Raw genomic sequence first — 25,531 nt, forward strand, 5'->3', positions numbered from 1 at the left:
ATTCTAGGGGCGCCTGCCCGCCGGCCACTCGTGCGAGCATCTTGTGCGCAGGTTGAAGTCCGGCTTAAGCCCATGGTCCCCGACCAGCGGGTTCTGATACCACCAATGGCAGTGGAACCACATGAGACACGATCAACCATGACCGTCCCCCGGCAACAACGCCCGGCGAGCAGCCTCGCCGCCCCGGCGGCACGACCCGTCGAGCACAACAGCGCCGGACGGTTCCTGCTGCGCACCCTCTTCTGGGGCGGTCTCGCGCTGGCGCTGCTGCCCTGGTGGCTCGGCACGAAGGCCGGCTCGATCGACACCGGCGCGGAGATCTTCCAGTCGGCCGGCCGGGTCACCGGCCTGATCGCCGGCTACCTGCTGCTGGTGCAGGTGATCCTGATGAGCCGGCTGGCCGTCCTGGAGCGCTGGATCGGCGCCCGCCACCTGGGCCTGTGGCACCGCGAGCTCGGCGGCTCCGTCCTGATCATGATCCTGGCCCACGCGGCGCTGATCACCGTCGGCTACGCGTACGCCGACCGGGTCGGTTTCGTCAGCGAGCTCGGCACGATCCTGACCGAGTACGAGGACATGGTCACCGCCTTCCTCGCGGCCGGCATGCTGGTGTGCATCGGCCTGCTGAGCATCCGCGGGCTGCGCCGAGCCCTGCCCTACGAGCTGTGGTACTTCCTGCATCTGACCGCCTACCTGGCGCTGCTGCTCGGCTTCGCCCACCAGTTCTCCAACGGGCAGGAGCTCTTCAAGCCGGGCCTCGGCCGGACGCTGTGGATCGCCTTCTACGTCGTCATGGTCGCCGCGGTCGTCTGGGGGCGCATCGTGGCGCCGCTGACGTTCAACCTCCGGCACCGGCTCCAGGTGGCCGACGTGGTCGCCGAGGGCCCCGACATGGTGTCGATCTACATCACCGGCAACCGCCTGCACGACATGGACGCGCAGGCCGGCCAGTTCTTCAGGTGGCGCTTCCTGTCGCGCGGGCTGTGGTGGCAGGCGCACCCCTTCTCGCTGTCCGCCGCGCCGAACGGCCGCTGGCTGCGGCTCACCGTCAAAACCGTCGGCAGCCACACGATGGCGATGCGCGACCTGCGCCCCGGCGTGCGGATCTTCGTCGAGGGCCCGTGGGGCGACTTCACCGCGAGCCGCCGGGTCAAGTCACGGACCGTGCTCATCGCGGCGGGCAGCGGCATCGGGCCCATCCGCGCGCTGCTGGAGGAGCTGCCGCCCGGCGCGGTGGTCATCTACCGGGCGTCCGCCGTGCACGACCTGCACCTGCGCGACGAGCTGGAGCATCTGGCCGACCTGCGGCACGCCACGCTGTGGTTCGTGGTCGGCGACCGGCGCGACCCCGGCCCCCGGCGCCTGTTCACGCCCGCCGGGATGCGGGAGCTGGTGCCCGACATCACCGAACGCGACATCTACCTGTGCGGCCCGGACGGGCTGGTCACGCAGTCACTGCAGGTGCTGCGACGGCTGCGGGTCCCGCGCCGGCAGATCCACCTCGACCCCTTCGAGTTCTAGCTTCTTGTTGAGAGTTGGTCCCTCGTGAGACGCGCGATGATCGCCCTGATGGGCACCGCGGCGGGCACCGTCCTGCTGGTGGGTGCCAAGGCCGGTTTCAGCAGCCCCACCGACCGCCCCCTGGACCCGCAGGCCGCCGGCGCGACCGGCCCCGTGCCGTCGGCGTCCGGGGGCCCGCCCTCGGCGGTCACGATGCCGCCCGGCAACGGCGCCGCACCCACCACGACGACGGCCACGACGACGGCCGGGGCGCCCCCGGCCGGTGGCGGCGGCACGAAGACGACCAGCGCGCCGAAGCCCACGACGGCGGCGCCGAAGCCGCCCCGCACCACGATGAAAGACGGCACCTTCGGCGGCAACAGCGTCTACGTCGAATACGGCTCGGTCGAGCTCTCGATCGTCGTCTCCGGCGGCAAGATCACCGACATCAAGGTCCTGGACTCGCCGAGCAACCACTCGCGCTCCGTACAGATCAACAACAACGCCCTCCCGAAGCTCAAGGCCCAGGCTCTCTCGAAGCAGAGCGCGGACATCGACACCGTCTCCGGCGCGACCTACACCAGCTCGGGCTACAAGCTGTCGCTGCAGTCGGCGATCGACCGCGCGTTCCAGGCGTGACCCGTGCTCGTGCGGGTCGAGCACGTGATGGGGATGGCGGTCAGCCTCGACCTGGCCGACCCGCTGCCGGTGCCCGAGCTGGAGCGCCTGGCCGACGAGGTCTTCGCCTGGCTGCGCCTGGTCGACACCACCTTCAGCACCTACCAGGCCGACAGTGAGATCAGCCGCCTCGGCCGCGGCGAGCTGCGCCGCTCCGACTGCTCGCCGCTGGTCGGCGAGGTCCTCGACCGGTGCGCCGAGCTCTGGGACGAGACCCGGGGCTACTTCGACATCATGGCCGGCGGCCGCCTCGACCCCTCCGGCTACGTCAAGGGCTGGGCGGTCCAGCGCGCCTGCGACCGTCTGCTGCTGCTCGGCTCGTCCCACCACTGCCTGAACGCCGGCGGCGACGTCTTCGTCCGTGGCGCCGCCCCTGGCCGCCCGGCGTGGCGGGTCGGCATCCGCCACCCCTGGGAGGCGATGTCCCTCGCGTGGGTCCTGGAGGTCACCGACATGGCGGTGGCGACCTCTGGCACGTACGAGCGCGGCCTGCACGTCGTCGACCCCTTCACCGGCGAGCCGGCCGCCGCCCTGCGCTCGGTCACCGTGGTCGGCCCGGACCTCGGCACGGCGGACGCCTACGCCACGGCGGCCCTGGCCATGGGCGAGGCAGGCATCGACTGGCTGGCCCAACTCCCCAACCACGAGTGCGCCGTCGTCACCGAAGACGGCCGCGCGATGCGCTCCGACGGCCTGCCGGTGGCCCCCAGCCCCTGACCATCCCCGGCGAAACGGTCGCAGACCGCTCTCAGGTCCGCGACGGCACCCGCTCCCCGCGCGCTTCCCGCGCCTGGCTCCAGCTCGTCTACGAGACCCGCTCCCCGCGCCTGGCTCCGGCCCGTCTACGAGACCCGCTTCCCGCGCCTGGCTGCAGCCTCGTCTACGAGGCCGGCTTCGGGACGGCCAGGTCCAGATACTCGAGCAGGTGCTCATGGGTCGGCGCGGACATGTCGGGTGTGAAGTGCAGGTAGCGCAGCCGCTTGCCCGTCCCCTGCAGCAGCCCGTGCGGATCGGGCAGGTCGGCGCCGTGCTCGAAACCGACCGACACCGAGGCGGTGCCGGGGAAGATGGCCGCGACGTAGCCCCGCTCAGGATGGTGGAACCCTAAGCCGTGCCAGCCCCGATAGACGCGCTCGGTCAGCTCGGGCCGGGCCTCCACGATGACGTCCCGCAGGTGGCGGGCGAGTGCGGCGATGTCTGCGCAGCTATCGGCGAGAAGTTGGTCGAGGCCGGGAGGCTCGATGGCTATCATGCCGACACCTCACCACATGGGTACGACAATTCCAGCGGCTTTTCCTACCAGTCGAACGTGGGCCCCTGGACCGACCCACCGGGCAGGATCGCCCGGTTTGTGTAGACCCACTTCTCCACCACGTAGTACCGGCGGCCGCGCTGCGGGGTGACGTCGAACGGGCCGCAGTCGTGGCTGGGCGCGAAGTCGGTGAACATCAGCTCACGGCACACGCGCGGGCCGTCGACGACGTTCCTGGTCTCAGCGTCGACGAGCGACATGGAGATGTCGGCCTGGATCGCCGGGAGCGCCGAGACGTGCCCCACCATGCGGACCGCGGCGGAGCTGGTCTGATGGCACGGCTTCGCGAGGACCGGATGCCCGATGTCCCATGTGTACTCCTCGGCGCACTGCCACGCACCCCACACGATCGCCTCGACAGGACCAGCCGACCGGGTGGGGACACCACCTTTGATCTTCTCGCCGCCAGATGTACGACCACCGCCCACCGACGGTGTGACACCGAGCTTCGGCATCGCGGGCTGACCGGCGACGCTCGGCGGCAGCGCGTCCGGACGCTGGACCGCTGTCTGCGCGCCGGGCCGGTGCACGACCCGCCAGGCGGGGACCGCGACGACCGCCAGCGCCGCCAGTACGACGGCCAAAATTGTCATACGTGAGCGCGATGATGTCGGCGGTCGGGGCTTCGGCACCGGCGGCTCGAAGGAGGGCAGCAGCTCATGGATCACTGGCTGGGGCGGCAGAGCGGGATCGTCGGCGGTGCGCTTCGCCACCACGCGCAGCGTGTGCGCGAGTTCCTTCGCCGTCGGGCGGCGGCCTGGACGCTTGTCCATGCAAGCCCCCACGACCCGCCAGACGGTCTCCGGCATCCCCTCCACACGCTGCGGCGACTCGTCCACGTGCCGACGCAGGATCGCCCAGGCCGGGCCCCCGGCATAGGGCGGCCGTCCGGTGACGAGCTCGAAGAGCACCACGCCGAGGGCGTAGACGTCCGCCGACGGCGCGGGGCGGCCGCCGTAGACGGTCTCCGGCGCGATGTAGTTGGCGGTGCCGACGAGCGCGCCCGGCGTCGTCATGCTCGGCGTGTCGAGCACCCGCGCGATGCCGAAGTCGGTGAGGCGGGTGTGCGGCTGGCCGCCGTCGCGGTCGAGCAGGATGTTGTCGGGCTTCAGGTCGCGATGGACGATGCCGCGCCGGTGCGCCGCCGAGAGCGCGTCGGCGACCTGGGCGAGCAGCGTCGCGGCCTCGGCCGGCGGCAGCGTGCCGCGATCGTGCAGGTGGTCGCGGAGACTGCCGCCGTCGACGAGGTCCATGACGAGGCCGAGCGACGTGCCGACGGTGACCAGGTCACGGACCCGCACGATGTGCGGGTGGCGGAGCATGAGGAGGATCGCGCGTTCCTGGACGAAGCGGTTGACCGCCTTCGGCTCCGCCATGAGGTCTTCGCGCAGCAGCTTGACGGCGACCTCGTCGTCACCCTGGAGCGCGCGGGCACGCCACACGGTCCCGGTGCCACCGCCGCCGATCGGCTCGATCAGCTGGTAGGCGTCACCGATGCGATAACCGGTGAGGTCCTCGCTGAGCGACCGGAGACCGTCGTCGGTGTCGTCGCGCGCTTCGGGGGGAGTACGCATCGGGGTATTCGTACAGAATGCAAGATGAAGGTCACAACCGTTACCAGGCAATACTCCCCATGTGGGGGACTCCTTGGGCGGCGTAGACCTTCACAGACTCCGATACATGATATGGAAGTCGACCAACCCGTGCTTCGTGCTGCGGAAGCCGTCCGGAATCGTGCCGACGATGATGAAGCCGAGCGAGCGCCAAAGCCGCACGGCGACGGTGTTGGTGGACACGACCGCGTTGAACTGCATCGCCGTGAAGCCGAGCTCGCGGGCCCGGTCGAGGCAGTGCTCGCCGAGGGTGCGGCCCAGGCCTCGCCCCCGGGCGCGGGTCGACACCATGAAGCTGGCGTTCGCCACGTGGTCGCCGAGGCGGCCCTTGTTGGGGCCCACCTTGTAGGTGCCGAGCACGTCGCCGTCCTCGACCGCCACCCAGACCTCGAAGGGGGGCGGCAGCAGCCAGTGCGACCTGGCGTCCTGCTCGGTGGAGTCTGGGTCGTTGTCGTAGCTCTCTCCGGCGGACACGACCTCGTGCCACACGTCCCAGAGGCCCGAGTGCCGGCCCTGCCAGTCGTCGTCGACAAAGCGCCTGATCTCCACGCTGTTCATTCAACACGTCAGGTGGCAGGCTCTGCATTCGTGTTCGATGTGTTGAGCGACGCATTCAGCCGGTTGCCCGCGCCCCCGCGTGAGGTCGTCATCGCCACCGCCGTCGTGGCGCTGCTGGCGGTCCTGTTGCGGCCCGCCTGGCGGGTCATGCGCAACTTCATCACCATCGCGCACGAGGGCGGCCACGCCTTGGCGGCGGTGCTGAGCGGCCGGCGGCTCTCCGGGATCCGGCTGCACTCCGACACGTCGGGCCTGACGCTGTCGAGGGGTCGGCCCAACGGGCTCGGCATGGTGGTCACCGGGCTCGCCGGGTACATCACGCCGTCGCTGCTGGGCCTCGGCGCGGCCGCGATCCTCGGCGTGGGCCGGATCACAGTGCTGCTCTGGCTCCTGCTGCTCCTGCTCGTCGCCATGCTCATCATGATCCGCAACGTCTACGGCATGGTCTCCGTCGTGGTCGCCGGCGCGATCATCTTCGCGGTCTCGTGGTTCGGCTCGCCGGAGGTGCAGGGCGCGTTCGCGTACGCCTTCTCCTGGTTCATGCTGCTCGGCGGCGTGCGGGCCGTGTTCGAGCTGCAGCAGTCACGATTCCGCCGCCAGGCACCCAACTCTGACGCCGACCAGATCGGCCGGCTGACCCGCGTGCCCGCGATTGTGTACGTCGCGTTCTTCGTGATCGTGTCGCTGGCGTCGCTCGCGTTCGGCACCCGGCTCATGCTCGGCCCCGTGGCGGACCTCCTCTCGGGCTGACACCTCGGCTACCCGTCACCGACCTGCTCCAGGCCGACCCGACTCGACCCATCCAATTCCGACAACCCCGTCACGACAGCAACCGACCGTCTCGGCCCATCGCCCCTGACGACCCACCACGTCAGCACTCATCGCCACCGGCGTGAACGGTGACGGGCAGCGGGAAGTCCTCGGCCTGGACGTCACCAGCGACGAGGAACCGGCCAGCTCGACCCGCCGCGATAGCAACCGACCAGTCGACCCACCCGCTCCGGCGATGGCACTGCGCCAGATCGGCGTCTGGGGTCGAGTGCCCTGGACCAGGTCCGGCGCCGCGACAGCAGCCGACTGGCTCAACCCACCCCACGACTCCACCACGAATGCAGCCAGCCGCTCGACCTAGCTTCGACGGACCCATCGCGACGGCGGCCGGTTCGCGGCGAGCACCACGGCGCCAGGCGGCGGAGAGGCGCCGTGGCAGCCGGGCACCGCCGGCGATCGACGCGATGCTCCACGGCGCCGAGGTGAGGCATCGCACCGGTCGGCCGCGGACGACGACGGCCGATGGGCGGCGTCACGCCCGGCGAGCGCGGCGCTCGCCGCGGATCCCACGGGCAGCGCGGCGCTCACCGCAGACCCCAGAAGCAACGCGGCGCTCACCGCAGACCCCAGAAGCAACGCGGCGCTCACCACGGACTCCAGAAGCAGCGTGGTGAGCCGTGCGGAACGCGACACCGCCCGTCTGGTGCATCGATCACCCCGATCATGTCCGCTGCGTGGTAAGTGAGCCGTCGATCGCCGTACATGGGGAGACGCCGCACTCGCAGCGCCGGTCTTCGCGGCGGCGGAGGTGTGGGTCAGGCCGGGACCGGGGTCAGCACCGCTGCGGCGACCCGGTGAGCCTCCTCGAGGTGGGGCCAGCCGGAGAGGATGAACTCGTCGACGCCTTCGTACTCGGCGAGGCGCAGGCGGATCTCCTCGGGGCTGCCGACCAGGGCGGTGCCGGCGCCCTCGCGGACGAGGCCGATGCCGGCCCACAGGTTGGGGGCGATGACCAGGCCTTCGGTGGTGCCGGCGTTGAGCGCGGTCATCCTGGCCTGGCCGACGGAGTCCATCCTGGCGAACCGGGCCTGCGCCGCCGCGATCCTCGCGGGGTCCATGCCGCGCAGCAGCCGGTCGGCCTCGGCCCACGCCTGGTCGGCGTCGTCGCGGACGATGACGTGGATCCGCAGGCCGAAGCGCAGGGTCCGGCCGTACGCCGCTGCCTTGGCCCGCATGCGCCCGACGCGCTCGGCGATCGCGGCCGGCGGCTCGCCCCACATGAGGTAGACGTCCGCGTGGCGTGCGGCCACGTCCTCGGCGGCAGGCGACGCACCGCCGAAGTAGATGGGTGGGACGTCGGCGAGTGGCGTACCGAGGCCGCCGCACTCGACGTGGTAGTAGTCGCCGTGGAAGTCGAACCGCTCGCCCTTCCACGTGTTGCGCAGCACCTGGAGGTACTCGGCGGTGCGGGCGTAGCGGGCGTCGTGTTCGACGAAGTCGCCGTACGCTCGCTGCTCCTGCTGGTCACCGCCCGTGACGACGTTGAGGGCGAGGCGGCCGCCGGAGATCCACTGGAACGCCTCGGCCTGCTGGGCGAGGAGGGTCGGCAGGGTGAAGCCGGCCCGGAACGCGACGAGCATCCGCAGCGTGGTCGTGTGCTGGGCGATCGCGGTACACATGACGAGAGGGTCGAGGCAGCCGGCGCCGACGGGTGTCAGCACCGACGCGAACCCGGCCTTCTCGGCGGCGCGGGCGACCTCCGTCAGATACGCGACGGTGGGTGTCCGGACGTGTGCGGCGGCTCCGGCGGAGACGGTCGCGGCGCCGACCTGATCACCGTCGCCGGTCGTCGGCAGGAACCAGTGGAACGTCGTCATGCAGCCACCTTACCTACTTAACCGGTGTGTTTCACCGACAGTCTCCCGAGACTGGGAAATGTGGCGCCGATCGATTAGAATGTGTGTACGAAAGTCGCTCTTGAGCTGGGGTTCTTGAGCCGGTTTCGTTGGCTGGGAGGAGAGCGCAAGTGACCGTGTCCACCGTCACCCCGGGGTCCGTTCCGTATGCGACGCTGTTGAGTTTCACGCGCTATGTCGGCCGCACCGGCCCTCGCAAGGCGAGCTTCGTGGGCGGGCTGCGCCGTCAGCGAGAGTCGGGCTCCGGCTTCAACCCACACGGCCAGTTGGTCAAGGCGCTGAAGGCCGACATCCGGTTCCGCACCGGCGGCACCTACCTCAACGCGGTCGTCGAGCAGGTCAATTCGCGGTGGCGGCCACTGTACGAGTCGGTCGTCCCCGGCGCGCTGCGCTACATCGAGTCGATCGGCGACCTGTCGCAGGTGGAGGTCACCCCGACGCGCGACGCCCTCGGCATGCTGGGCAGCCTCCCCGTGAAGATCAACCCGCACTTCGGCCTGCGGTATGCCGACGGTCACGGCGAGGCGGTCCGCCTGCACTTCGACGAGGACCCGCCGCAGGACGAGGCCGCGGTCGCCACCCTGCACCTCATGACCCGCCACATGGACCTGGTCCTGCCCAACGCCACGGCCGTCCTCGTCGACCTGCGCCGCGGTGACGTCCTGCGCCCCGATCCGGCGGTCAAGCCGGCCGAGGTGGAGCGGTGGCTCGCCGGCGAGGCTGCCGCGTTCGCCTCGATGTGGGGCACGACCGCCTGACGCTTCCTTCACCAGCGGCAGCGGACCGGAGCGCGCCTCCCCTCAGGCGTGCCCTGGTCCGCTGCCGCGCTTTCGTCGTCCCGCGCGCCGTCCCGCCCCCACGCCGTTCCTTCGCCGCGCCGTTCCTTCGCCGCGCCGTTCCTTCGCCGCGCCGTTCCTTCGCCGCGCCGTTCCTTCGCCGCGCCGTTCCTTCGCCGCGCCGTTCCTTCGCCGCGCCGTCTCTGGGTGCCCGCGCAATGACATCCGCGTCCGTGCGCCGTCCCACCCCCACGCCACGACTGCGCCGTCCCGTCGCCGCGCCGTCTCTGCGCCGTCCCCCTCAGCACCTGCCGCCGTCACGCCGTCACGCCGTCACGGTGTCGCGGGGGCGGTGTCGCGGGGGCGCACGGCCAGGGACGCGAGGGTGCCGGCGGTGGCCACGGTCAGCGTCGCCGTAGCCCGCGCGGTGACAGTGGCGAGCGCGTGGGCGACCGTCCCTGCACACCCGCGCAATGACATCCCCGTCCCGTGCGCCGTCCCACCGCCACGCCGCGACTGCACTGTCCCGTCTCTGCACCGTCCCGTCCCGAGCCGTGCTGCACGCGCCGTGCCTGGCCACCGTCCCGCGCCTGCACTGTCCCACCCTCGCGCCGCGCCTGCGCCGTCTCTGCGTGCCCGCGCAAAAAGAACTCTCCGGGGCGTGGCATCCCGTGGCGCGGCGGCCTGGCGTTGGCGGGGTTCGCTCGTAGGTCACTGGCTGCACAAAGTCTTCCGGATCATGGGTGCTGGCCGCTTGCACATGGTTCTGTGTCGCGGTGTGCCGTTGCGACTGAGGCTGCTCCGTGGCTCCGGCCTCAGTTGGTCGAACACCTGCTGTGACCGGCCGTGACGCGATATCCACCCGCCATGGCATGCACGTCGCGGGCGCCGGGCCCGGAACCGCCATGCGGGACCCCGGCGCCGACCGGCTCGAGATCCCGGCGACGCCGAGCCGTGGCGTCCGCCCGTCGGGGCGTCTCGGGTGTCGTGGTGCCCGAGTCAGGCTCGAGGCCGCCGTGCGGAGCCCGAACCGACCAGCTCACCCACTGCGCGAATCCGGCGCACTACGGTCTCCGCGCCATGGTGTACTCCGTGATCCCGAAAGGTCAGTGGGTCAGGTTTGGGACGGCGGGGTGGGTGCAGAGGGGGGCGATCTCGTCGGCGGGGAGGGGGCGGGCGAAGTGGAAGCCCTGGGCCAGGTGGTAGCCGAGCTCCAGCAGGCGGTCGGCCTGGGCGGCGGTCTCGACGCCCTCGGCTACGGCTTCCAGGCGGAGGGCCTGGGCGATCTCGCTGATGGAGGTGGCGATGGCCTCCTGTTCGACGGTGCCGGTGACGCCGTCGACGAAGGACTTGTCGACCTTGAGGACGTCCACGGGGCAGGTGCGCAGCAGGCCGAGGGAGGAGTGGCCGGTGCCGAAGTCGTCGAGGGCGATCTTCACGCCGAGGGCGTGCAGGGCGCGGACGGTGTCCAGGGCTCGGCCGCCGCCGAAGACCGCTGTCTCCGTGATCTCGATGGTGAGGCGGGCGGGGTCCAGGCCGGTGTCGGCGAGGGTGGAGGCGACGGTGGCGACGAAGGAGGGTTCGAGCAGCTGGCGGGCGGAGGCGTTGACGCTGATCTTCCACGGGGCCAGGGGGCCCAGGTCGCAAGCCCATTGGGCGCCCTGGGCGCATGCCGAGCGCAGGATCCAGGCGCCGATGGGGACGATGAGGCCGGTGCGTTCGGCGACGGGGATGAACGTGACCGGTGAGACCAGGCCGCGGGTGGGGTGGCGCCAGCGGACGAGGGCCTCGACGCCGCGGACCTCGCCGTTGGGGAGGCCGACGATGGGCTGGTAGAGGACGAAGAGCTCGTCGCGGTCGAGCGCCTGGCTCAGCTCGGCGGCGACCTGGGCGTGTTCGACGGCGTGGGCGTCGAGCTCGGGGCCGTACTCGACCCAGCGGCTCTTGCCGAGCTCCTTCGCGGCGTACATGGCCATGTCGGCGCGGCGCAGGAGGTCGGAGGCGTCGCAGTCGGCGGTGTGGCGGGCGACGCCGATGCTGGCCTGGATGAGCAGCTCGTAGCCGGCGGCGCGGACGGGGACGGCGAGCGCGTCGATGAAGGCCTCCGCGATGCGGGCGCTCTCGGCGGCGGTGGCGTCGGGCAGCAGGACCGCGAACTCGTCGCCGCCGAGGCGGGCGACCGTGTCGCCGGGGCGGACGCTGGTGCGGAGGCGCTCGCTGACCTCGACGAGGAGGGCGTCGCCGACGGCGTGGCCGAGGCGGTCGTTGATGGCCTTGAAGTCGTCGAGGTCGACGAGGGCGAGGGCGAGCCCGCTGGAGGAGGACTGGGCGTCGCGGACGGCCTGGACGGTGCCGGCGTTGAAGAGGGCGCGGTTGGCGAGGCCGGTGAGGGCGTCGTGGGACGCCTGGTACGCGAGCTGGTCCTGATACCGGCGGCTCTCGGTGATGTCGCGGGCGTTGCTGACGATGCCGCGGACGCTGGGGTCGTGCAGGAGGTTGGTGGTGACGACCTCGAACCAGCGCCAGGTGCCGTCGGCGTGCCGCAGGCGCATCTGCGCGGTGCGGGCGGCGCCGGGCACGGCCGGTTGCCGGCGCAGGGGTGCCAGGTCGTCGGGGTGGACCCGCTCGCTGGCGATGCTGCCGAGGAAGCGGTCGGCGGGGACGCCGTAGAAGCGGATGAGGCTCGGGCTGGCGTACGTGACGCGGCCGGCTGCGTCCGTGATGGCGAAGATGTCGCTGGAGTTCTGCACGAGGGAGCGGAACCGGCGCTCGTGCCGCCGCAGCTCCAGCATGCTGGCGTCGACGCGGGCGAGCAGGCTGCTGTTCTCGTAGAAGGCGACCAGCTGGCGGGCGACGACGAGCAGGGTGAGCAGGACCGACCCGCCGACGAGGATCCGGGTCTGGGTCTGGTCTGGTCCGACGCCGGCCAGGACGAAGCCGTCGGCGGCGATGACCGCCAGGTACGGCAGCAGGCTGAACGGCCGCGACGGCTTGCGCGGGGCGGCGAGGGACGCCGGGGCCGCGTGCCGCTGGACGAGGGCCGCGAGGACGATGCCGGCGGCGCAGACCGGGATCGACAGCTGGCAGTCGTTGAGGTACGGCCGGGACTCCAGCAGCGGCGCGATCGCGCCGAGGCCGGCGCCCATGAGGACGGTGCCGCCGAGGACCCACAGCGCGGTGCGGTCGAGGCCGCCGGTGCCGGCGAGGGCGACCTTCGCGACCGCGAGCAGGCCGGCGAACAGCATGAGCAGGATGCCGAAGATGGTCCAGACGGTGCCGGTGACCCGGGCGACCTCCAGCGACTGCTGCACGGCGAAGAACCACGCGACGAGCGTGGTGGCGCAGACCACCACGGCGAGGTCGAGGCTGAAGGTGATCATGCGGCGCCGGACGGGGAGGCGCAGCAGGGCCCAGACGAGGACCAGGACCGCGCCGAGGTACAGCACCATCGTGAAGCCGCCGGAGCGCTGGGTCGGGGCGTCCGGGCCGGCCAAGCTGTCCACGGCGCTGCTGATGACGCCCGCGAGCAGGATGAGCATGATGATGCCGAGGTGGCGCCAGAAGCGTCCGGCCTCGCCGACGAGGCGGGCGGTGCGGAAGCACACGGCGGCGCCGAGGCCCGCGCTGAGCGGCACGGGGATCCAGCCGATCGCCGGGTGGATGAGCGCGTGCGGCCACTGCGCGGCGAGCCAGCCGGTGCTGAGCACGGCGAGGATCACGGCGGCGCGCAGCGCACGATGCGACCGCACCGACCGCACATCGACCGACATCGACAGAGCCACCACCAATACCGAACGCCCGCCCGAACGTGCAGGACATTCGGCCATACGGTGCCAGATCTGAGAGGTTCCAGAAAAATGTCCCAATTGTGCGATCCTCAGATACCGCTAAGGACCTTTGATCAAGGAGTAGCCGGGCGGTCACACATCGACGGTTCCCAGTGCTAGGTTGACCGCAGCGTGCTTCCTCATCCTTGCGCTGCGTAGCGGCCTCGCCGACGAGAAAGGAACTCGATGACCGAGGGCCGGCACCACAGACGTCGCGACGACGACCATGCGGAGGACGGGATCTACTTCCCGCCGCCGCGTGAGGTGCCTCGCTCCCGGACGACGCCACAGGTCCGGCCGGTCGCCCCCTCCCCCTGGGCACCGACCACACCGGACCGCCAGGCGCCGGAGATCCCGCCGGCCCCTCCACCCGGGACGCCACCGCCCGCCCGCCAGCCACCACCCAGGCGGCAGGCCGGCGACACGCACCCGCCGGAGGCGCCGGTCTACTACGCCCGGGCGTCCAACTGGACCGTCCGCCCCTCCCCCTGGGCGACGACCGAGGGCGACGAGCTCCTGGACGAGGACACGTACGCACCGGCGGAGGTCATGCCCCCGCCTCCGCCGGTGCGACAAAGAAAGAACCAGGAAAAAGCACAAAAAGCCACAAAAGCAACGACGGCAGCTGTACCGATGCAGCGCCCGGCCAAGGAGCAGAAGCCGCTCCAGCAGCCGCTCGAACGAGCACCCGCTCCGCAGACCGCCGAGACCGCCCAGGCAGCCCAGGCAGCCCAGGCAGCCCTGGCAGCCCTGGCCGCCCAGACACCCCAGGCCGGGCCGCCACCGGGCCGGATGAGCAGCACCACGGCATGGTGGATCGCGGTCGGCGTGGTGGTCGTCGCGCTCGCGGTCGCCGCCGGCGTCCTGGTCGGCCTGAACCTCGCCCGCCGCGGCTCACCCAGCGGCGCCGCCGGTGCTCCCGCCAGCGCGATGGCCGAGATCTTCCTGGCGGCGCACGCCCCCTCACAAGCAGACGTGGGCTGAAATCACCAGGTGCATTCGCCGCGAATCGGGTAGAGACGCCGCGTTGCCATCTGGACGCGATTTGGGGGAACAGTCCATGAGTGGACCGATCGTGGGCAAGCGTCGCCTTCGAGCCGAGTTGCGCCGGCTCCGGAGAGAACGTGAACTGACCCAGGACCTGGTGGCCGCCGAAATGGAGTGGTCACTGTCGAAGCTGATCCGGATCGAGAACGGCACCGTCGCCATCTCGGTCAGCGACCTGCGCAGCCTGCTGGCGTACTACCGGCTGCACGACACCCAGCTGGTCGACGACCTGCTGGAGCTGGCTCGGGCGGCGAAACGGCGGATGTGGTGGGACGAGTACCGCGCGACCCTGCCCGGACCCCTGCTCACCTATGTGGGGTTCGAGGCGGAGGCGGTGTTCGTCGGCACGTTCGAGCCGATGCAGTTCCCCGAGCTGATGCAGACCCGGCGCTACGCGACCGCGACGACCGCCGAGCAGAGGGCCGGCGATCACGAGCAGCGCGTCGAGTTCCGGCTGCGGCGGCAGAGCGAGCTGTTCGAGCGTGACCAGCCGTCCAAGTTCCAGGCGCTGATCGACGAGTCGGTGCTGCGCCGGCTGCCGCTGCACGACGACGAGGCCGTCCTCGTCGACCAGATCGAGCACGCGGTGGAGTTCGCGCATCGGGAGTACACCGACGTGCGGATCGTGCCGTTCAACGCCGGCTACCACGTCGGGTGGGACGGCGCGTTCACCGTGCTCGAGTTCGGCGCCGACGACGGCATGCTGCACAAGGGCGGGCAGCTGATCGAGGAGCCGGAGCAGATCGCCCAGCACGCCGAGGGGCTGCGCCGGCTGGCGGCGAAGGCCCTGCCGCACGAGGCCTCGATCGACCTCATGCGGCAGGTCGCCGCGGAACTCAAGAGGGGATGATCAGGCCGGCGGGTGGAAGAGCACCCCGTTGCCGCTGACCAGCACCGGCTGGTTGTTGGAGTACTGGTAGGCGACGGTCCCGGCCGCGTTCTCGATCCCGACCGTCGCCGTGCTGCCCTGCTCGAACGCGTTGTCGAGCTCCTTGTACGCGAACGCGATGTCGCCGTTCTCGGAGAAGACCGCCTCGAAGGTGAGGCGCCGCGACGTGTTGCCGTAGAGGTACACGTTGCGCCACTCGATGACGTACGCCCGGTTCGGCGCCGCACCCGTTGTCCCGGTGCGGACGCTGGACTGGCCGTCCACGACGAGGTCCGACCAGAACGGGTAGACCGTCGCGTTCGGCGCCGCCGTGGTCGGCAGGGTCGTGTGGTCGGCGTTCGCCGCGCCGGGGTTCACGAAGCTCGCCTTGCCGTTCGTGTCGACCCAGACGGAGGTGTACGACGTGCCGTACAGCTTGACCGGGAACGGCGTGGTCAGCTGGACGATCGCGTCGTCACCGGTGAGGGTGAGCGGCGTGTCGGCGTCGATGAACGCGCGCGGCCCGTCGGCGCAGGCGTAGCCGAACGCGTCGGCGCCCTGCGTCAGGGCCAGGTTGACGGTCGAGGTGCCCGCCGCGACGGTCACCGGGGCCGAGGCGCCGCCCCCGCCGCACTGCCCGCCGGACCCGACGGAGGCGGTCACCGTGTAGGACCCGGCCGGCACGCCGGTGAACGTGTAGGTGCCGTTGGCGGCGGTGGTCTTCGTCGCCCCACCCGGGGTGAGCGTCACCGTCGCGCCGGCGACCGGCGTGCCGCTGCCCTGGTTGGTCACCGTGCCGGTCACGGTGCCGGTGACGGGTGGCGGGTCCTCCCCGCCGCCCGGCGCCTTGAAGAGCACGCCCATGCCGTTCTGCAGCGCCGAGGTGTTGTTGGAGTACTGGATGCCGACGGTGCCGGTGGCGTTCTCGATGCCGACCGTCGACGACGCGCCGGCCTCAGCGGTGTTGTCGATGCCGGAGTAGTTGGTGACGACGTCGCCGTTCTCGTACAGGATCGCCTCGGCGTTGATCCGCCGGGACGTGAACCCGTACTGGTAGGCGTTGCGCCACTCGACGATGAACTGCCGGTTGGGCGCCGAGCCGGTCACCGCGGTGCGGACGCTGGCCGAGCCGTCGACGACGAGGTCGGTCCAGTAGGCGTACACCGACGAGTTCGGCGTCGCCGTGGACGGGATCGCGCCGTGCTCGGTGGTGGAGGAGCCCTGGTTGGCGAAGCTCAGCCGGCCGTTGGTGTCGATCCAGGCCGAGGTGTAGGTCGTGCCGTAGAACTTGAAGCCGAACGGCAGCGTCACCTGGCTCATGTTGTCGTCACCGGTCAGCGGCAGCACGGCGCCGTCGGCCGGCACGAACGCCCGCGGCGACGCCGAGCAGACGTAGCCGAAGGTGTCCTTGCACGAGGACACGTAGGTCGCGGTGTACGTGCGGGCGGTCGCCGGGGCGGTGATCACGTGGGTCTGCGCCCCGCCGTCGGACCAGCTGCCGAAGGCCTGCGGCACGTTGTTGTACAGCTGCGGCGTCGGCGCGCTGACCGTGTTGGTCGACCCCTGGATGACGGTGCGGGTGAAGGGTGCGGTCTGGCTCGTCGCGCCGACCGTCAGGTTGAGCCCGGCCGGGTTGCTGACGAACGTCAGGTCGACCGTCTTGGGCTGCACGTTGACGGTGGTGGTGCTGGTCAGCCCGCCCGCGTCGGTCGCCGTCATCCTGAGCTCCAGGTATGACGGGTACTCGTGGTCGGGCGCGGTGAGCGTCCCGCCGGCGACGCCGTTGAGCGTCTGCAGCGGGTGCTCGTGGCACACCCCCGGCGACGAGCAGTGGTGCAGCACGGTCGTCCAGCTGAGCGCGGACGCGGGCAGCGTGCCCTGCTGCGGGTCGCTCGCATGACCGGTGAAGCTGATCGCGTCGCCGACGGCCCAGGTGTACGAGGAGGCCGGCGTGTCGATGACCGCGGTCGGCGCGTCGTTGCCGGCCGTGATGGTGATCGTCTTGTCGTTGGTGGCGCCGAGGGTGTCGGTGACGCGCAGCCTCGCCGTGTAGGTGCCCGGGGTGGTGTACGTGAAGCTCGCGGTCACCCCGGTGGCGTCGACGGTCCCGTCGTTGGTGAAGTCCCACTGGTAGGTGAGCAGGCCCTGGTCGGCGGGGTCGGCGTCGGAGGACGTCGAGCCGTCGAAGGTCACGGCCAGCGGCGTGCCGCCGGAGGTGCGGTTGGCGGTGATCGCCGCGACCGGCGGCTGGTTGCCGTTGTAGTAGCGGATCCGGCGCACGGTGCCGCCGAGGTCCACGTAGTACAGCTCGTTGCCGGGGCCGATGGCGAGGTCGACCGGGTTGGCGGCGCCGGCGGCGAACGTGATGATGTTCGACGTCGACGGCAGGCCACCGGCGGTCCCGGGCATCATGGCCCAGATGCAGTCGCGGCTGTAGTCGGAGAAGAACAGCGCGCCGCGGTAGGCGGCCGGGTAGGGGCCGCTGTCCGGGTAGAACGCCACGCCGGAGGACGACGAGCCGCCGCTCGGGCAGCTCTCGCCGGCGACGACCTTCGCGTTGTGGTTCCAGGAGTAGTACGGCTGGACGTTCGGCACGGCCGGGTTCGCGCCGTACATCGACTCGCACATGTTGAGGTTCGCGCCGTCGTAGCCGCCCTGCGGGCTCGGTCCCTCGATGCACGGCCAGCCGTAGTTGCCGATGGTGCTGGCGACCGGGTTGGCGATCCGGTTGATCTCCTCGTACGTGTTCCAGCCGACCTCGCCGCTCCACAGCTCGTTGGTGCCGGGCTTGAACGTGAACCGGAAGGGGTTGCGCATGCCGTAGGCGACGATCCGCCGGGCGTTGGCGTCGCTCATGGCGGCGTTGGGGTTCGTCGGCAGTGCCGCGCCGGTGACCGGGTCGATCCGGATGATCGTGCCGTTGAGCTGGGTCGCGTCGGCGAGGGTGCGGACGTCCTGGGAGCGCAGCGCGCCGCCCTCGGCGGTGGGCGTGCTCAGCGCCGTGCCGGCCGGCGACGGCGGGTCGGCGCACGGGTTGGCGGGGCTGCCGAACTGGCCGTAGTCGGTGGCGCTGAAGCTGGCGCCGTCACCGGAGGAGGCGTAGAGCGCGCCGTCGGCGCCAAACTGCAGGTCGCCGACGGAGTGGCTGGGGAACTGCTGGCACCAGTCGGTGATCAGCACCTGCTCGGTGCCGACCATCTGGTTGCCGCTGGCCTGCAGCCTCGACAGCCGGCCGGTGATGACGCAGTTGCCGTTGTTGGGGTCGGGGCAGACGTCGTTCCACTTCGGCGCGGTGCCGCCGGGCAGCGCGTCGTAGGAGTACAGGACGTAGACCCACGGGTTCGTCGGGAAGCCGGGCGCGAGCGCGAGGCCCACCATGCCGCGGTCCCACTGGTCGTGGACGTTGGTGCGCAGGTCGGCGAAGACGTCGGGGGTCGGGTCCGACAGGCTGTCGTAGACCTTGATCAGACCTCGCTTCTCCGCGACGAACACGCGCCCATCAGGCGAGAACTCGATGTTGGTCGGGTTGGTCAGGCCGCTGAAGACGACCTGCTCCTGGAAGCCGGTCGGGAGCGTCGACGCGGCGGCCGGCGGCGAGCCGGCGACCGGCACGAGCGTGCCGGCGGTGAGCAGGGCGGCGAGCAAGGCGCGCACGGTACGTCGACGCATCGACATGAACCGTCCTCTCGATGGGGGTTGCAGAGAGACGGGAGTCCGGAAATTGCGCCAGCCTACCGATCGCTACATGGCGAGGAAATGTCGCGTTGCCGACCCGCGGCGTGCGACTTCGCCTCGAATCCGACCACTCCGGACACCGGCCCGGGAAAAACGACCCGTTCGGCCAACCGGCCGAACGGGTCGTCGTCATCGCAGGGGTGTCTACAGCTTCTCGTAGCAGGGCTTGTCGAGCTTGTAGTCCTTCGCGACCGAGCCGGTGAAGTAGTCCTTCTCCAGCTTGATCTCGTTGGGACCGCCCGCGCCGACGGTCGGGTTGTAGATGAGCGACTGGCGGAAGATGCCGTCCGCGCCGCCGGCGTAGTTGCCGGCACCGTCGGGCAGCATGCCCTCGTAATCGACCTTGGTGAGCGACTTGGCGGCCTTGAGCAGGCCGGCCCGCGTCAGGTCACCGTCGGCCTGGGCCTTCTTGAGCGCGGCGAGCAGCGGGTACGACCAGACCCAGCCCGACGTGTAGCCGTCGTTCGGCGTGACGCCCGGCAGCGCCTCGCGCATCGCCTTGTGCCCCGGGGTGTCGGAGGCCCAGGACTTCCACGGCGAGGACTGCAGGTAGAGCGCCTTCAGCGCGGGCGCCGCGGCGGTCGCCAGCAGGCCCTGGTTCCACGACGGGCTGGTGCCGATGAACCGGCCCTTGAAGCCGCGCTGGGCGGCGCCGCCGACGATCGCGGCCGCGTCCGCCGGCCCGGTGGTGAGGATGACCAGGTCGGGCTTCTGCGTGACGATCGCGGTGACCGCGCCGGCCTGCTTGTCGGTGCCGGAGTCGGTCTTCACGTTGATGAACGTCATGCCGAGCTTCTCCGCGGCGATCTTCGCCCCGGCCGCGGCGTCGTCGCCGTAGTCGCCGGCGAGGTGCACCGCCATGACCGTCTTGGGCTTGAACGTCTCGTTGGCGTAGTCGACGGCGTTCATCGACTCGATGCAGTAGTTGGCGCCGGACTCGAGGATGTTGTCCTCGAACGCGTACGCCGACGTCCACGCCGCGGGGGCGGCGATGACGTTGTTCTGCTTCATGTCGGGCAGGATCGCCGCGGTGGTCGGCGAGCCGAGGCTCTGCGCGAGGGCGAGGACCTTGCCCTTCATCTCCTGGTACGCCTCGTTGTGCGTCTGCGGGTTGTACTTGTTGTCCCGCACGTAGGTCTCGGCGTCGATGTCGTAGCCGCCGATGCCGCCCTGCGCGTTGACCCGCTTCCAGAACGCCTTCTGCGCGTCGGTGATCGGCACGGCGAGGACGTGGAACGGCCCGACCGTCAGGTCGGAGATGATGCCGAGGTAGATGCAGCCCCGGTCCTTGTGCTCCGACTTGGGGCAGGGCTCCTTGGTGATCCCGACGTCCGACTTCGGGCCCGACGAGCCTTTGCTGTTGTCCGTGTTGTCCCCGCCGCGGCATCCGGCGAGTGAGCCGACGGTCAGCACCGCGGCGAGGGCAATCATGCCCAACCTCTTCATTGAGGAGCTCCTTACTGCGAGGGACGGCGAGGTCAGTACGAGAAGGGCCAGGCTTTCCAGTAGGTGCGGAGCCGGATCCAGATGCCGAACAGCCCGCGCGGCTCGAAGATCAGGAACACGATGATCAACACGCCGTACAGGACGGTTTCGAGCTGGTAGGCGTTGGGGGACTCCGCGGGCGAGTTGCTGATGAACGGCAGGAATGACGGCACCTCACGGATCAGCCGCGGCAGCAGCGTGATGAGGAAGGCGCCCAGGATCGCGCCGCTGACCGTGCCGGCACCGCCGATGAGGACCATGGCGATGTACTGCACCGACAGCAGCAGGTTGAAGGTCGTCGGGTCGAAGTAGCCGACCCCCACGTAGAGCAGCGCACCGGCACAGCCGGCGTAGAACGACGACACCCCGAAGGCGATCGTCTTGTACCTGGCCAGGTTCACGCCCATCACGCCGGCCGCGATGTCGCGGTCCCGGATGGCCGTGAACGCCCGGCCCACCCGCGAGCGCGCCAGGTTGCGCGCCGCGAGAGCCGCGAGGACGAGCAGCACGAGCATCAGCAGGTACAGCTTCTGATCTCTCGTGAGGAACGCGTCGGAGGCGTTCAGGTCGTAGCCGAACAGCTTCGGCGCCGGGGGCTGCCGGCCGATGCCGGGCCCGCCGGTCAGCTCCGACCACTCGTTGATGACGTGGCCGCCGATGAAGACCAGACCGAGCGTCACGATCGCCAGGTACAGGCCGCGCAGCCGGGTGGCGAGCGGCGCCACCAGTACACCGGCGACCGCGGCGACGAGACCGGCGGCGGGCAGCCAGATCAGGATCTCCTGGACCCCGAACCCGATGGTCCGCGCGTCCGGGTCGCCGGCGATGGCGGCCGCGGTGTAGGCGCCGATGGCGAGGAAGAACGCGTGCCCGAGCGACACCTGCCCGGCGTAGCCGGTGACGATGTTGAGCCCGATCGCGCCGATCGCGGTCACGCAGGCGAGCCCGATCAGCTGGAGCAGCTGGTCCTCGACCAGCCAGGGCAGCGCCGCCCCGACCGCGAGGAGGATGCCGACCGCCACCTTCTTCGAGGTGGTGTCCAGCAGCGCCAGCTCCTGGTTGTACGAGGTGCGCAGCAGCGGACGGTTTCTCATACCCTTTCGACCTCCCGGGTGCCGAACAGGCCGTAGGGGCGTACGAGCAGGACCAGGAACATCACCACGTAGGGCGTGACGACCGAGATGTTGCCGCCGAGCCACGGCACCGAGCCCTGATAGGTGGCGGTGAGCTCCTGCACGGTGCCGACGACGAGACCGCCGATGACGGCGCCGGGCAGCGAGTCGAGGCCGCCGAGGATGATCACCGGCAGCGCCGTCAGCGCGATCAGCCACAGCGACTCGCTGACGCTGCCGCCGACGGCGGCGTACGTGCCGGCGACCGCGGCGAGCGCACCGGCGAGCGCCCAGGACAGCGCGAACACCGACCCGACGCTGACGCCCTGGGCGAGCGCCGCCTCCTGGTCGTAGGAGGCGGCCCGCATCGCCAGGCCGGTCCGGGTGTACCGGAAGAACACGAACAGCAGGGCGATGAGCACGGCGGTGGTGAGGACCATCGCGACGTGCCGCTGCTCGACCTGGACGCCGCCGGGCAGCTTCCACACCTTCAGGCCCCACGGGTCGCCGACCTGCCGCACATCCAGGCCGATGGCGCCGTTGACGACGACCCGGACGGCGATGTCGATGCCGAGCGTGATGATCGCGACGGTGAACACCGGCCGTCCGATCATCGGGCGGACCGCGAGCCGCTCGACGCCGAGCGCGATGCCACCGGTGAGCACGGCGGACGCGGCCAGGGCGAGGAAGAAGCCGAGCGGACCGGCGAGGTAGGTCACCAGGACCGCGCCGGCCAGCATGAACGCGGGCTGGGCGAAGGAGATGACCCGGGTCGCCTTGTAGATGATCACGAAGCCGAGGCCGAGCAGCGCGTAGACGCTGCCCGTGCCGATGCCGCGCAGGACGCTCTCGAGGAAGTCCTTCACACCTTGCTCCCGTACATGTCATCGACCAGCGCGGCGAAGGTCGTGGCGACGGCGCCGCGGCGGACCTTCTGCGTCGCGGTGAGCTCGCCGTCCTCGTGGTCGAGCTCCTTGGGCAGCATCCGGAACGTCTTGACCTGCTCGACCGGGTTGTGGCCGGCGTTGACCGCGTCGACCACGCCCTGGATCAGCGCGATGACCTCGGGCTTGCCGGCCAGGTCGCGGTAGGTGGTGTAGCCGATGCCGCGGCGCTGCGCCCACTCCCCCACGGTGTCGAGCTCGATGCCGATGAGGGCGGTGAGGAACGCGCGCCGGTCGCCGATGACGACGGCCTCCTTGACGAAGGGCGACGCCTTCAGCGCGTTCTCGATCTCGCTCGGCGCCACGTTCTTGCCACCGGCCGTGATGATGATGTCCTTCGACCGGTCGGTGATCTTCAGGTGTGTACCGTCGAGCAGCTCGCCGACGTCGCCGGTGCGCAGCCAGCCGTCCGCCGTCATCGCCTCGTCGGTCGCCGCCTGGTTGCGGAAGTAGCCGGCGAACGTGCCGGGATGCCGGGTCTGGATCTCCCCGTCGTCGGCGATGCGGATCTCGACGCCGCTGTGCGCCTCGCCGACCGTGCCGAGCCTGATCCGGCCCGGGCGATTGGCGGTGCCGATCGCGGTGTTCTCGGTCATGCCGTACACCTCGTACATCGGCACCCCGATGCCCATGAAGAACCGCAGCACGTCGGGGGCGATCGGGGCGGCGCCGCTGGCGGCGTAGCGGACCCGGCGGACGCCGATGCGGTCCTTCAGCGCCCGGTAGCACAGCAGCCAGCCGATCGCGTACCGCAGCCGGCTGCCGGCGGTGTGCCGCCCGCCGTTGGCCTCCAGGGTGGCGCCGATGCGGTCCGCGACCCGCAGCCACAGCCGCGCGTTGGCCCGCTTGAGCGGCGACGCCCCGCCGAGCCGGACGGTGATGCCGGCCATCATCTTCTCCCAGATGCGGGGCACCCCGAACAGGATCGTCGGCTGCACCTCGCGCAGGTCGGCCTGCACGGTCGCGATCGACTCGCCGAAGTGGACGGTGACACCGGCGGCGGCGTTGAACCAGACCGTGAAGACCCGCTCCGCGACGTGGCACAGCGGCAGGTAGGACAGGGTCAGGTCGTGCGGCCCCGGTGGCGGGTCGGTGAACCCGCCGCCCTCGACCAGGACCCGGATCGCGAAGTCCACGTTGGCGACGGTGAGCATCGCGCCCTTGGGCCGCCCGGTCGTGCCGGACGTGTAGATCAGCGTGGCCACGTCGCCGGGGTCCGAGGCCAGCTCGATCGGCTCCGCGTCCGCGTGCGACGCCAGGAGGTCGCTCCACGCGATGAGCTTCGGGTGCTTGTACCGGCCGCGGATGCCCCTGGGCTCCAGGTAGACGATCCACTCCAGCCCGGGGCAGTCGTCCAGGACCTCCAGGGCCTTGTCCACCTGCTCCTGGTCCTCGGCGAAGAGGATCCGGGCGCCGGAGTCGGCGAGCATGTGGCGCACCTCGTCCGGCGGGTTCGTCGGGTACAGCCCGACGGTCGCCGCCCGCACCGCGACGGTCGCCACGTCGACGAAGAGCCACTCGGAGCGGTTCTCCGACTGGATCGCGACCCGGTCGCCGGGCTGGACGCCGAGTGACCTGAGCGCCCGGGCGACGGTCTCCGCGGTCTTCCAGTAGTCACGCCAGGTGATCTCGCGCCAGATGCCGCGGTGCTTCTCCCGCATGGCGACGGCGCCGGGCGTGCGCTCCGCGTGCTGCTTGACCAGTTCGGCGATCGTCATGCTCGCTCCACCTCCCCCAGGTAGGCGCGCAGGACGTCGGGGTTGTTCTGCACCTCGGCCGGGGTCCCGGTCGCCACCGGCACGCCGAAGTCGACGACCATCACCCGGTCGGCGAGGTCCATGACGAGCCCCATGTCGTGCTCGACGAGGATCATCGGGACGCCGAGCTCCTCGCGGACTTCGAGGATGAAGCGGGCCATGTCCTCGGTCTCCTCCAGGTTCATCCCGGCGACCGGCTCGTCCAGCAGCAGCAGCTTCGGCTCCATCGCGAGGGCCCGGCCGAGCTCGACGCGCTTCTGCACGCCGTACGGCAGCAACCCCACCGGCAGCCGGCGCCACTGCGCCAGTTCGAGGAAGTCGACGATGTCCTCGACCACGGCGCGGTTGGCGATCTCCTCGCGCCGGGCCCGGCCGAGCCACGCGATCGCGGCGAGCGTGCCGTAGCGGATGTGGTGGTGCCGGCCGAGCATGAGGTTCTCCAGCACGGTCAGGTGCTGGAACAGCTCGACGTTCTGGAAGGTGCGCGCCACGCCCAGCTTGGCGACCTTGTCCGGGCGCAGTCCGGTGAGGTCGGCGCCGTCGAGGGACACCTTGCCCTGCTGCGGCCGGTACACCCCGGAGATCACATTGAAGATCGACGTCTTCCCGGCCCCGTTGGGCCCGATGACGGCGAAGAGCTCGTCCTTGGCGACGGTGAACGAAACCCCGTCGATGGCTTTGACGCCGGCGAAGCTGAGCCGGACGTCTTCGAAACGCAGCACGGCGACTCCTGATTTTTCTATGACAGCCAGCGCTTGCGACGCTTGTAGTGCTTCACGTCGCGGAAGGACCGCTCGGCCCGTCCCAGGTAGAACTCGCGGATGTCGTCGTCGGCGAGCAGTTCGGCGGCGGGCTTGTCGAGCACGACCTTGCCCGTCTCCAGCACGTATCCGTGCTCGGCGATCGACAGCGCCATGGTCGCGTTCTGCTCGACCAGCAGCACGCCGGTGCCGGCCTGGTTGATCTGCACGATCAGGTCGCGGACCTGCTCGACCAGGCGCGGCGCGAGTCCGAGGCTGGGCTCGTCGAGCAGCAGGTACGCCGGGTCCGACATGAGCGCCCGCCCCATCGCCAGCATCTGCTGCTCGCCGCCGGAGAGGTAGCCGGCGATGCTGCCGCGGCGCTGCGCAAGTACGGGGAACAGGGTGTACATGCGGTCCATCGCCTCCGCCCGGCCCTTGGGGCGGGTGTGGGCGCCGAGCCGCAGGTTCTCCTCGACGGTCAGTTCGGCGAAGGTCCTGCGCCCCTCCATCACCTGCGAGACGCCGCGGCGGACCACGGCGGCCGGCTTGAGCCGGTGGATGGGCTTCTCGTCGAGTGTGACGGCGCCCTTGGTGATGGCGCCGTCGTGGACGCCGAGCAGGCCCGACAGGGCCCGCAGCAGCGTGGTCTTGCCGGCACCGTTCGCGCCGAGCAGCGCGACGATGCGTCCTGGCGGGACCTGCAGGCTGACGCCTCGCAGCACCAGCATCACGTCGTCGTAGACGACCTCGAGGTTCTGGACACGCAACATCCGGTGACGCTCCTCCGGGGGTGTTCGGAGTGGGCGAACTATGTGCATCGACGGTGAATAAAGTTACGTGTATTTAACCGGGTCTCAGAGCAGAATCAAGCCCCAATTGTGTGTCCGTC

Annotated in this window: 19 protein-coding genes; 7 read left to right on the forward strand and 12 right to left on the reverse strand. The window is 70.7% G+C overall.

All coding sequences use genetic code 11. The annotated features are described in order from the left end of the window. Positions 1-138: 138 nt before the first annotated feature. From AB0I21_RS10940 to AB0I21_RS10950, 3 genes are read left to right on the forward strand one after another with little or no spacing between them, the layout of a single operon-like run. Positions 139-1,521 (forward strand): ferredoxin reductase family protein, encoded by a 1,383-nt coding sequence (locus AB0I21_RS10940; protein WP_360560164.1) that lies wholly within the window; start codon positions 139-141, stop codon positions 1,519-1,521. Between the two features lie 48 nt (positions 1,522-1,569). Then, positions 1,570-2,139: an FMN-binding protein gene (locus AB0I21_RS10945; protein ID WP_360560165.1), complete on the forward strand. Its 570-nt coding sequence runs from the start codon at positions 1,570-1,572 to the stop codon at positions 2,137-2,139. Positions 2,140-2,166: 27 nt separating this feature from the next. Further along, positions 2,167-2,895 carry an FAD:protein FMN transferase gene (locus tag AB0I21_RS10950; RefSeq protein WP_360560301.1) on the forward strand — a complete coding sequence of 243 codons (729 nt, stop codon included), beginning with the start codon at positions 2,167-2,169 and terminating at the stop codon, positions 2,893-2,895. A 163-nt stretch (positions 2,896-3,058) separates the two neighbouring features. Here the strand turns inward: AB0I21_RS10950 and AB0I21_RS10955 are convergent, their stop codons facing one another. The 3 genes from AB0I21_RS10955 to AB0I21_RS10965 form a co-directional block, all read right to left on the reverse strand. Then, a complete protein-coding gene (locus tag AB0I21_RS10955) occupies positions 3,059-3,430 on the reverse strand; it encodes a DUF1801 domain-containing protein (protein WP_360560167.1) in 372 nt (123 codons plus the stop codon). Positions 3,431-3,474: 44 nt separating this feature from the next. Beyond that, entirely contained in the window at positions 3,475-5,064 is a 1,590-nt protein-coding gene (locus tag AB0I21_RS10960; protein WP_360560169.1) for a serine/threonine-protein kinase, read from the reverse strand. A gap of 90 nt (positions 5,065-5,154) precedes the next feature. Then, positions 5,155-5,661, reverse strand: a complete 507-nt coding sequence (locus tag AB0I21_RS10965; RefSeq protein WP_360560170.1) for a GNAT family N-acetyltransferase — start codon at positions 5,659-5,661, stop codon at positions 5,155-5,157. A 30-nt stretch (positions 5,662-5,691) separates the two neighbouring features. Here AB0I21_RS10965 and AB0I21_RS10970 point away from each other — a divergent pair, with 30 nt between their 5' ends. Next, positions 5,692-6,411, forward strand: a complete 720-nt coding sequence (locus AB0I21_RS10970) for a M50 family metallopeptidase (RefSeq protein WP_360560172.1) — start codon at positions 5,692-5,694, stop codon at positions 6,409-6,411. Positions 6,412-7,247: 836 nt separating this feature from the next. Here AB0I21_RS10970 and AB0I21_RS10975 read toward each other — a convergent pair. Beyond that, positions 7,248-8,309 (reverse strand): LLM class flavin-dependent oxidoreductase, encoded by a 1,062-nt coding sequence (locus tag AB0I21_RS10975; RefSeq protein WP_360560173.1) that lies wholly within the window; start codon positions 8,307-8,309, stop codon positions 7,248-7,250. Positions 8,310-8,458: 149 nt separating this feature from the next. Here AB0I21_RS10975 and AB0I21_RS10980 point away from each other — a divergent pair, with 149 nt between their 5' ends. Then, positions 8,459-9,106 carry a hypothetical protein gene (locus AB0I21_RS10980; protein WP_360560175.1) on the forward strand — a complete coding sequence of 216 codons (648 nt, stop codon included), beginning with the start codon at positions 8,459-8,461 and terminating at the stop codon, positions 9,104-9,106. A gap of 1,124 nt (positions 9,107-10,230) precedes the next feature. Here AB0I21_RS10980 and AB0I21_RS10985 read toward each other — a convergent pair. After that, positions 10,231-12,873 carry an EAL domain-containing protein gene (locus AB0I21_RS10985; protein ID WP_360560177.1) on the reverse strand — a complete coding sequence of 881 codons (2,643 nt, stop codon included), beginning with the start codon at positions 12,871-12,873 and terminating at the stop codon, positions 10,231-10,233. A 264-nt stretch (positions 12,874-13,137) separates the two neighbouring features. Between AB0I21_RS10985 and AB0I21_RS10990 the strand changes: the two genes are divergently transcribed. Together AB0I21_RS10990 and AB0I21_RS10995 are read left to right on the forward strand one after the other, a co-directional pair. Further along, entirely contained in the window at positions 13,138-13,935 is a 798-nt protein-coding gene (locus AB0I21_RS10990) for a hypothetical protein (protein ID WP_360560178.1), read from the forward strand. A 76-nt stretch (positions 13,936-14,011) separates the two neighbouring features. After that, on the forward strand, positions 14,012-14,848 hold the full coding sequence (locus AB0I21_RS10995; RefSeq protein ID WP_360560180.1) for a DUF5753 domain-containing protein: 837 nt from the start codon (positions 14,012-14,014) through the stop codon (positions 14,846-14,848). Here the strand turns inward: AB0I21_RS10995 and AB0I21_RS11000 are convergent, their stop codons facing one another. The 7 genes from AB0I21_RS11000 to AB0I21_RS11030 all read right to left on the reverse strand — a co-directional run bounded on the left by AB0I21_RS11000 (position 14,849) and on the right by AB0I21_RS11030 (position 25,412). Beyond that, positions 14,849-18,535 carry a PQQ-dependent sugar dehydrogenase gene (locus AB0I21_RS11000; RefSeq protein WP_360560182.1) on the reverse strand — a complete coding sequence of 1,229 codons (3,687 nt, stop codon included), beginning with the start codon at positions 18,533-18,535 and terminating at the stop codon, positions 14,849-14,851. 210 nt (positions 18,536-18,745) lie between these two features. Continuing rightward, positions 18,746-20,047, reverse strand: coding sequence for an ABC transporter substrate-binding protein (locus AB0I21_RS11005; RefSeq protein ID WP_360560184.1), 1,302 nt, complete (start codon positions 20,045-20,047; stop codon positions 18,746-18,748). Between the two features lie 32 nt (positions 20,048-20,079). Then, positions 20,080-21,180: a branched-chain amino acid ABC transporter permease gene (locus AB0I21_RS11010; RefSeq protein WP_360560186.1), complete on the reverse strand. Its 1,101-nt coding sequence runs from the start codon at positions 21,178-21,180 to the stop codon at positions 20,080-20,082. Next, positions 21,177-22,064, reverse strand: coding sequence for a branched-chain amino acid ABC transporter permease (locus AB0I21_RS11015; RefSeq protein WP_344513697.1), 888 nt, complete (start codon positions 22,062-22,064; stop codon positions 21,177-21,179). Before AB0I21_RS11015 ends, AB0I21_RS11010 begins: the two co-directional genes overlap by 4 nt. Next, entirely contained in the window at positions 22,061-23,860 is a 1,800-nt protein-coding gene (locus AB0I21_RS11020; protein ID WP_360560188.1) for an AMP-binding protein, read from the reverse strand. Before AB0I21_RS11020 ends, AB0I21_RS11015 begins: the two co-directional genes overlap by 4 nt. After that, positions 23,857-24,621, reverse strand: a complete 765-nt coding sequence (locus AB0I21_RS11025) for an ABC transporter ATP-binding protein (RefSeq protein WP_360560190.1) — start codon at positions 24,619-24,621, stop codon at positions 23,857-23,859. Before AB0I21_RS11025 ends, AB0I21_RS11020 begins: the two co-directional genes overlap by 4 nt. Positions 24,622-24,638: 17 nt before the next feature. Further along, positions 24,639-25,412: an ABC transporter ATP-binding protein gene (locus tag AB0I21_RS11030; protein WP_360560192.1), complete on the reverse strand. Its 774-nt coding sequence runs from the start codon at positions 25,410-25,412 to the stop codon at positions 24,639-24,641. Between the last annotated feature and the right edge of the window lie 119 nt (positions 25,413-25,531).

This window comes from Dactylosporangium sp. NPDC050588 (assembly GCF_040654975.1).
Taxonomy (GTDB): domain Bacteria; phylum Actinomycetota; class Actinomycetes; order Mycobacteriales; family Micromonosporaceae; genus Dactylosporangium; species Dactylosporangium maewongense.

Bases quoted from the DNA above. Each gene is read 5' to 3' on its own strand.
- AB0I21_RS10990 (WP_360560178.1), top strand. From the start codon at position 13,138: ATGACCGAGGGCCGGCACCACAGACGTCGCGACGACGACCATGCGGAG.
- AB0I21_RS10940 (WP_360560164.1), top strand. From the start codon at position 139: ATGACCGTCCCCCGGCAACAACGCCCGGCGAGCAGCCTCGCCGCCCCG.
- AB0I21_RS10945 (WP_360560165.1), top strand. From the start codon at position 1,570: ATGGGCACCGCGGCGGGCACCGTCCTGCTGGTGGGTGCCAAGGCCGGT.
- AB0I21_RS10975 (WP_360560173.1), bottom strand. From the start codon at position 8,309: ATGACGACGTTCCACTGGTTCCTGCCGACGACCGGCGACGGTGATCAG.
- AB0I21_RS10955 (WP_360560167.1), bottom strand. From the start codon at position 3,430: ATGATAGCCATCGAGCCTCCCGGCCTCGACCAACTTCTCGCCGATAGC.
- AB0I21_RS11005 (WP_360560184.1), bottom strand. From the start codon at position 20,047: ATGAAGAGGTTGGGCATGATTGCCCTCGCCGCGGTGCTGACCGTCGGC.
- AB0I21_RS10950 (WP_360560301.1), top strand. From the start codon at position 2,167: ATGGGGATGGCGGTCAGCCTCGACCTGGCCGACCCGCTGCCGGTGCCC.
- AB0I21_RS11020 (WP_360560188.1), bottom strand. From the start codon at position 23,860: ATGACGATCGCCGAACTGGTCAAGCAGCACGCGGAGCGCACGCCCGGC.
- AB0I21_RS10965 (WP_360560170.1), bottom strand. From the start codon at position 5,661: ATGAACAGCGTGGAGATCAGGCGCTTTGTCGACGACGACTGGCAGGGC.
- AB0I21_RS11030 (WP_360560192.1), bottom strand. From the start codon at position 25,412: ATGTTGCGTGTCCAGAACCTCGAGGTCGTCTACGACGACGTGATGCTG.
- AB0I21_RS10960 (WP_360560169.1), bottom strand. From the start codon at position 5,064: ATGCGTACTCCCCCCGAAGCGCGCGACGACACCGACGACGGTCTCCGG.
- AB0I21_RS11000 (WP_360560182.1), bottom strand. From the start codon at position 18,535: ATGCGTCGACGTACCGTGCGCGCCTTGCTCGCCGCCCTGCTCACCGCC.
- AB0I21_RS10995 (WP_360560180.1), top strand. From the start codon at position 14,012: ATGAGTGGACCGATCGTGGGCAAGCGTCGCCTTCGAGCCGAGTTGCGC.
- AB0I21_RS11010 (WP_360560186.1), bottom strand. From the start codon at position 21,180: ATGAGAAACCGTCCGCTGCTGCGCACCTCGTACAACCAGGAGCTGGCG.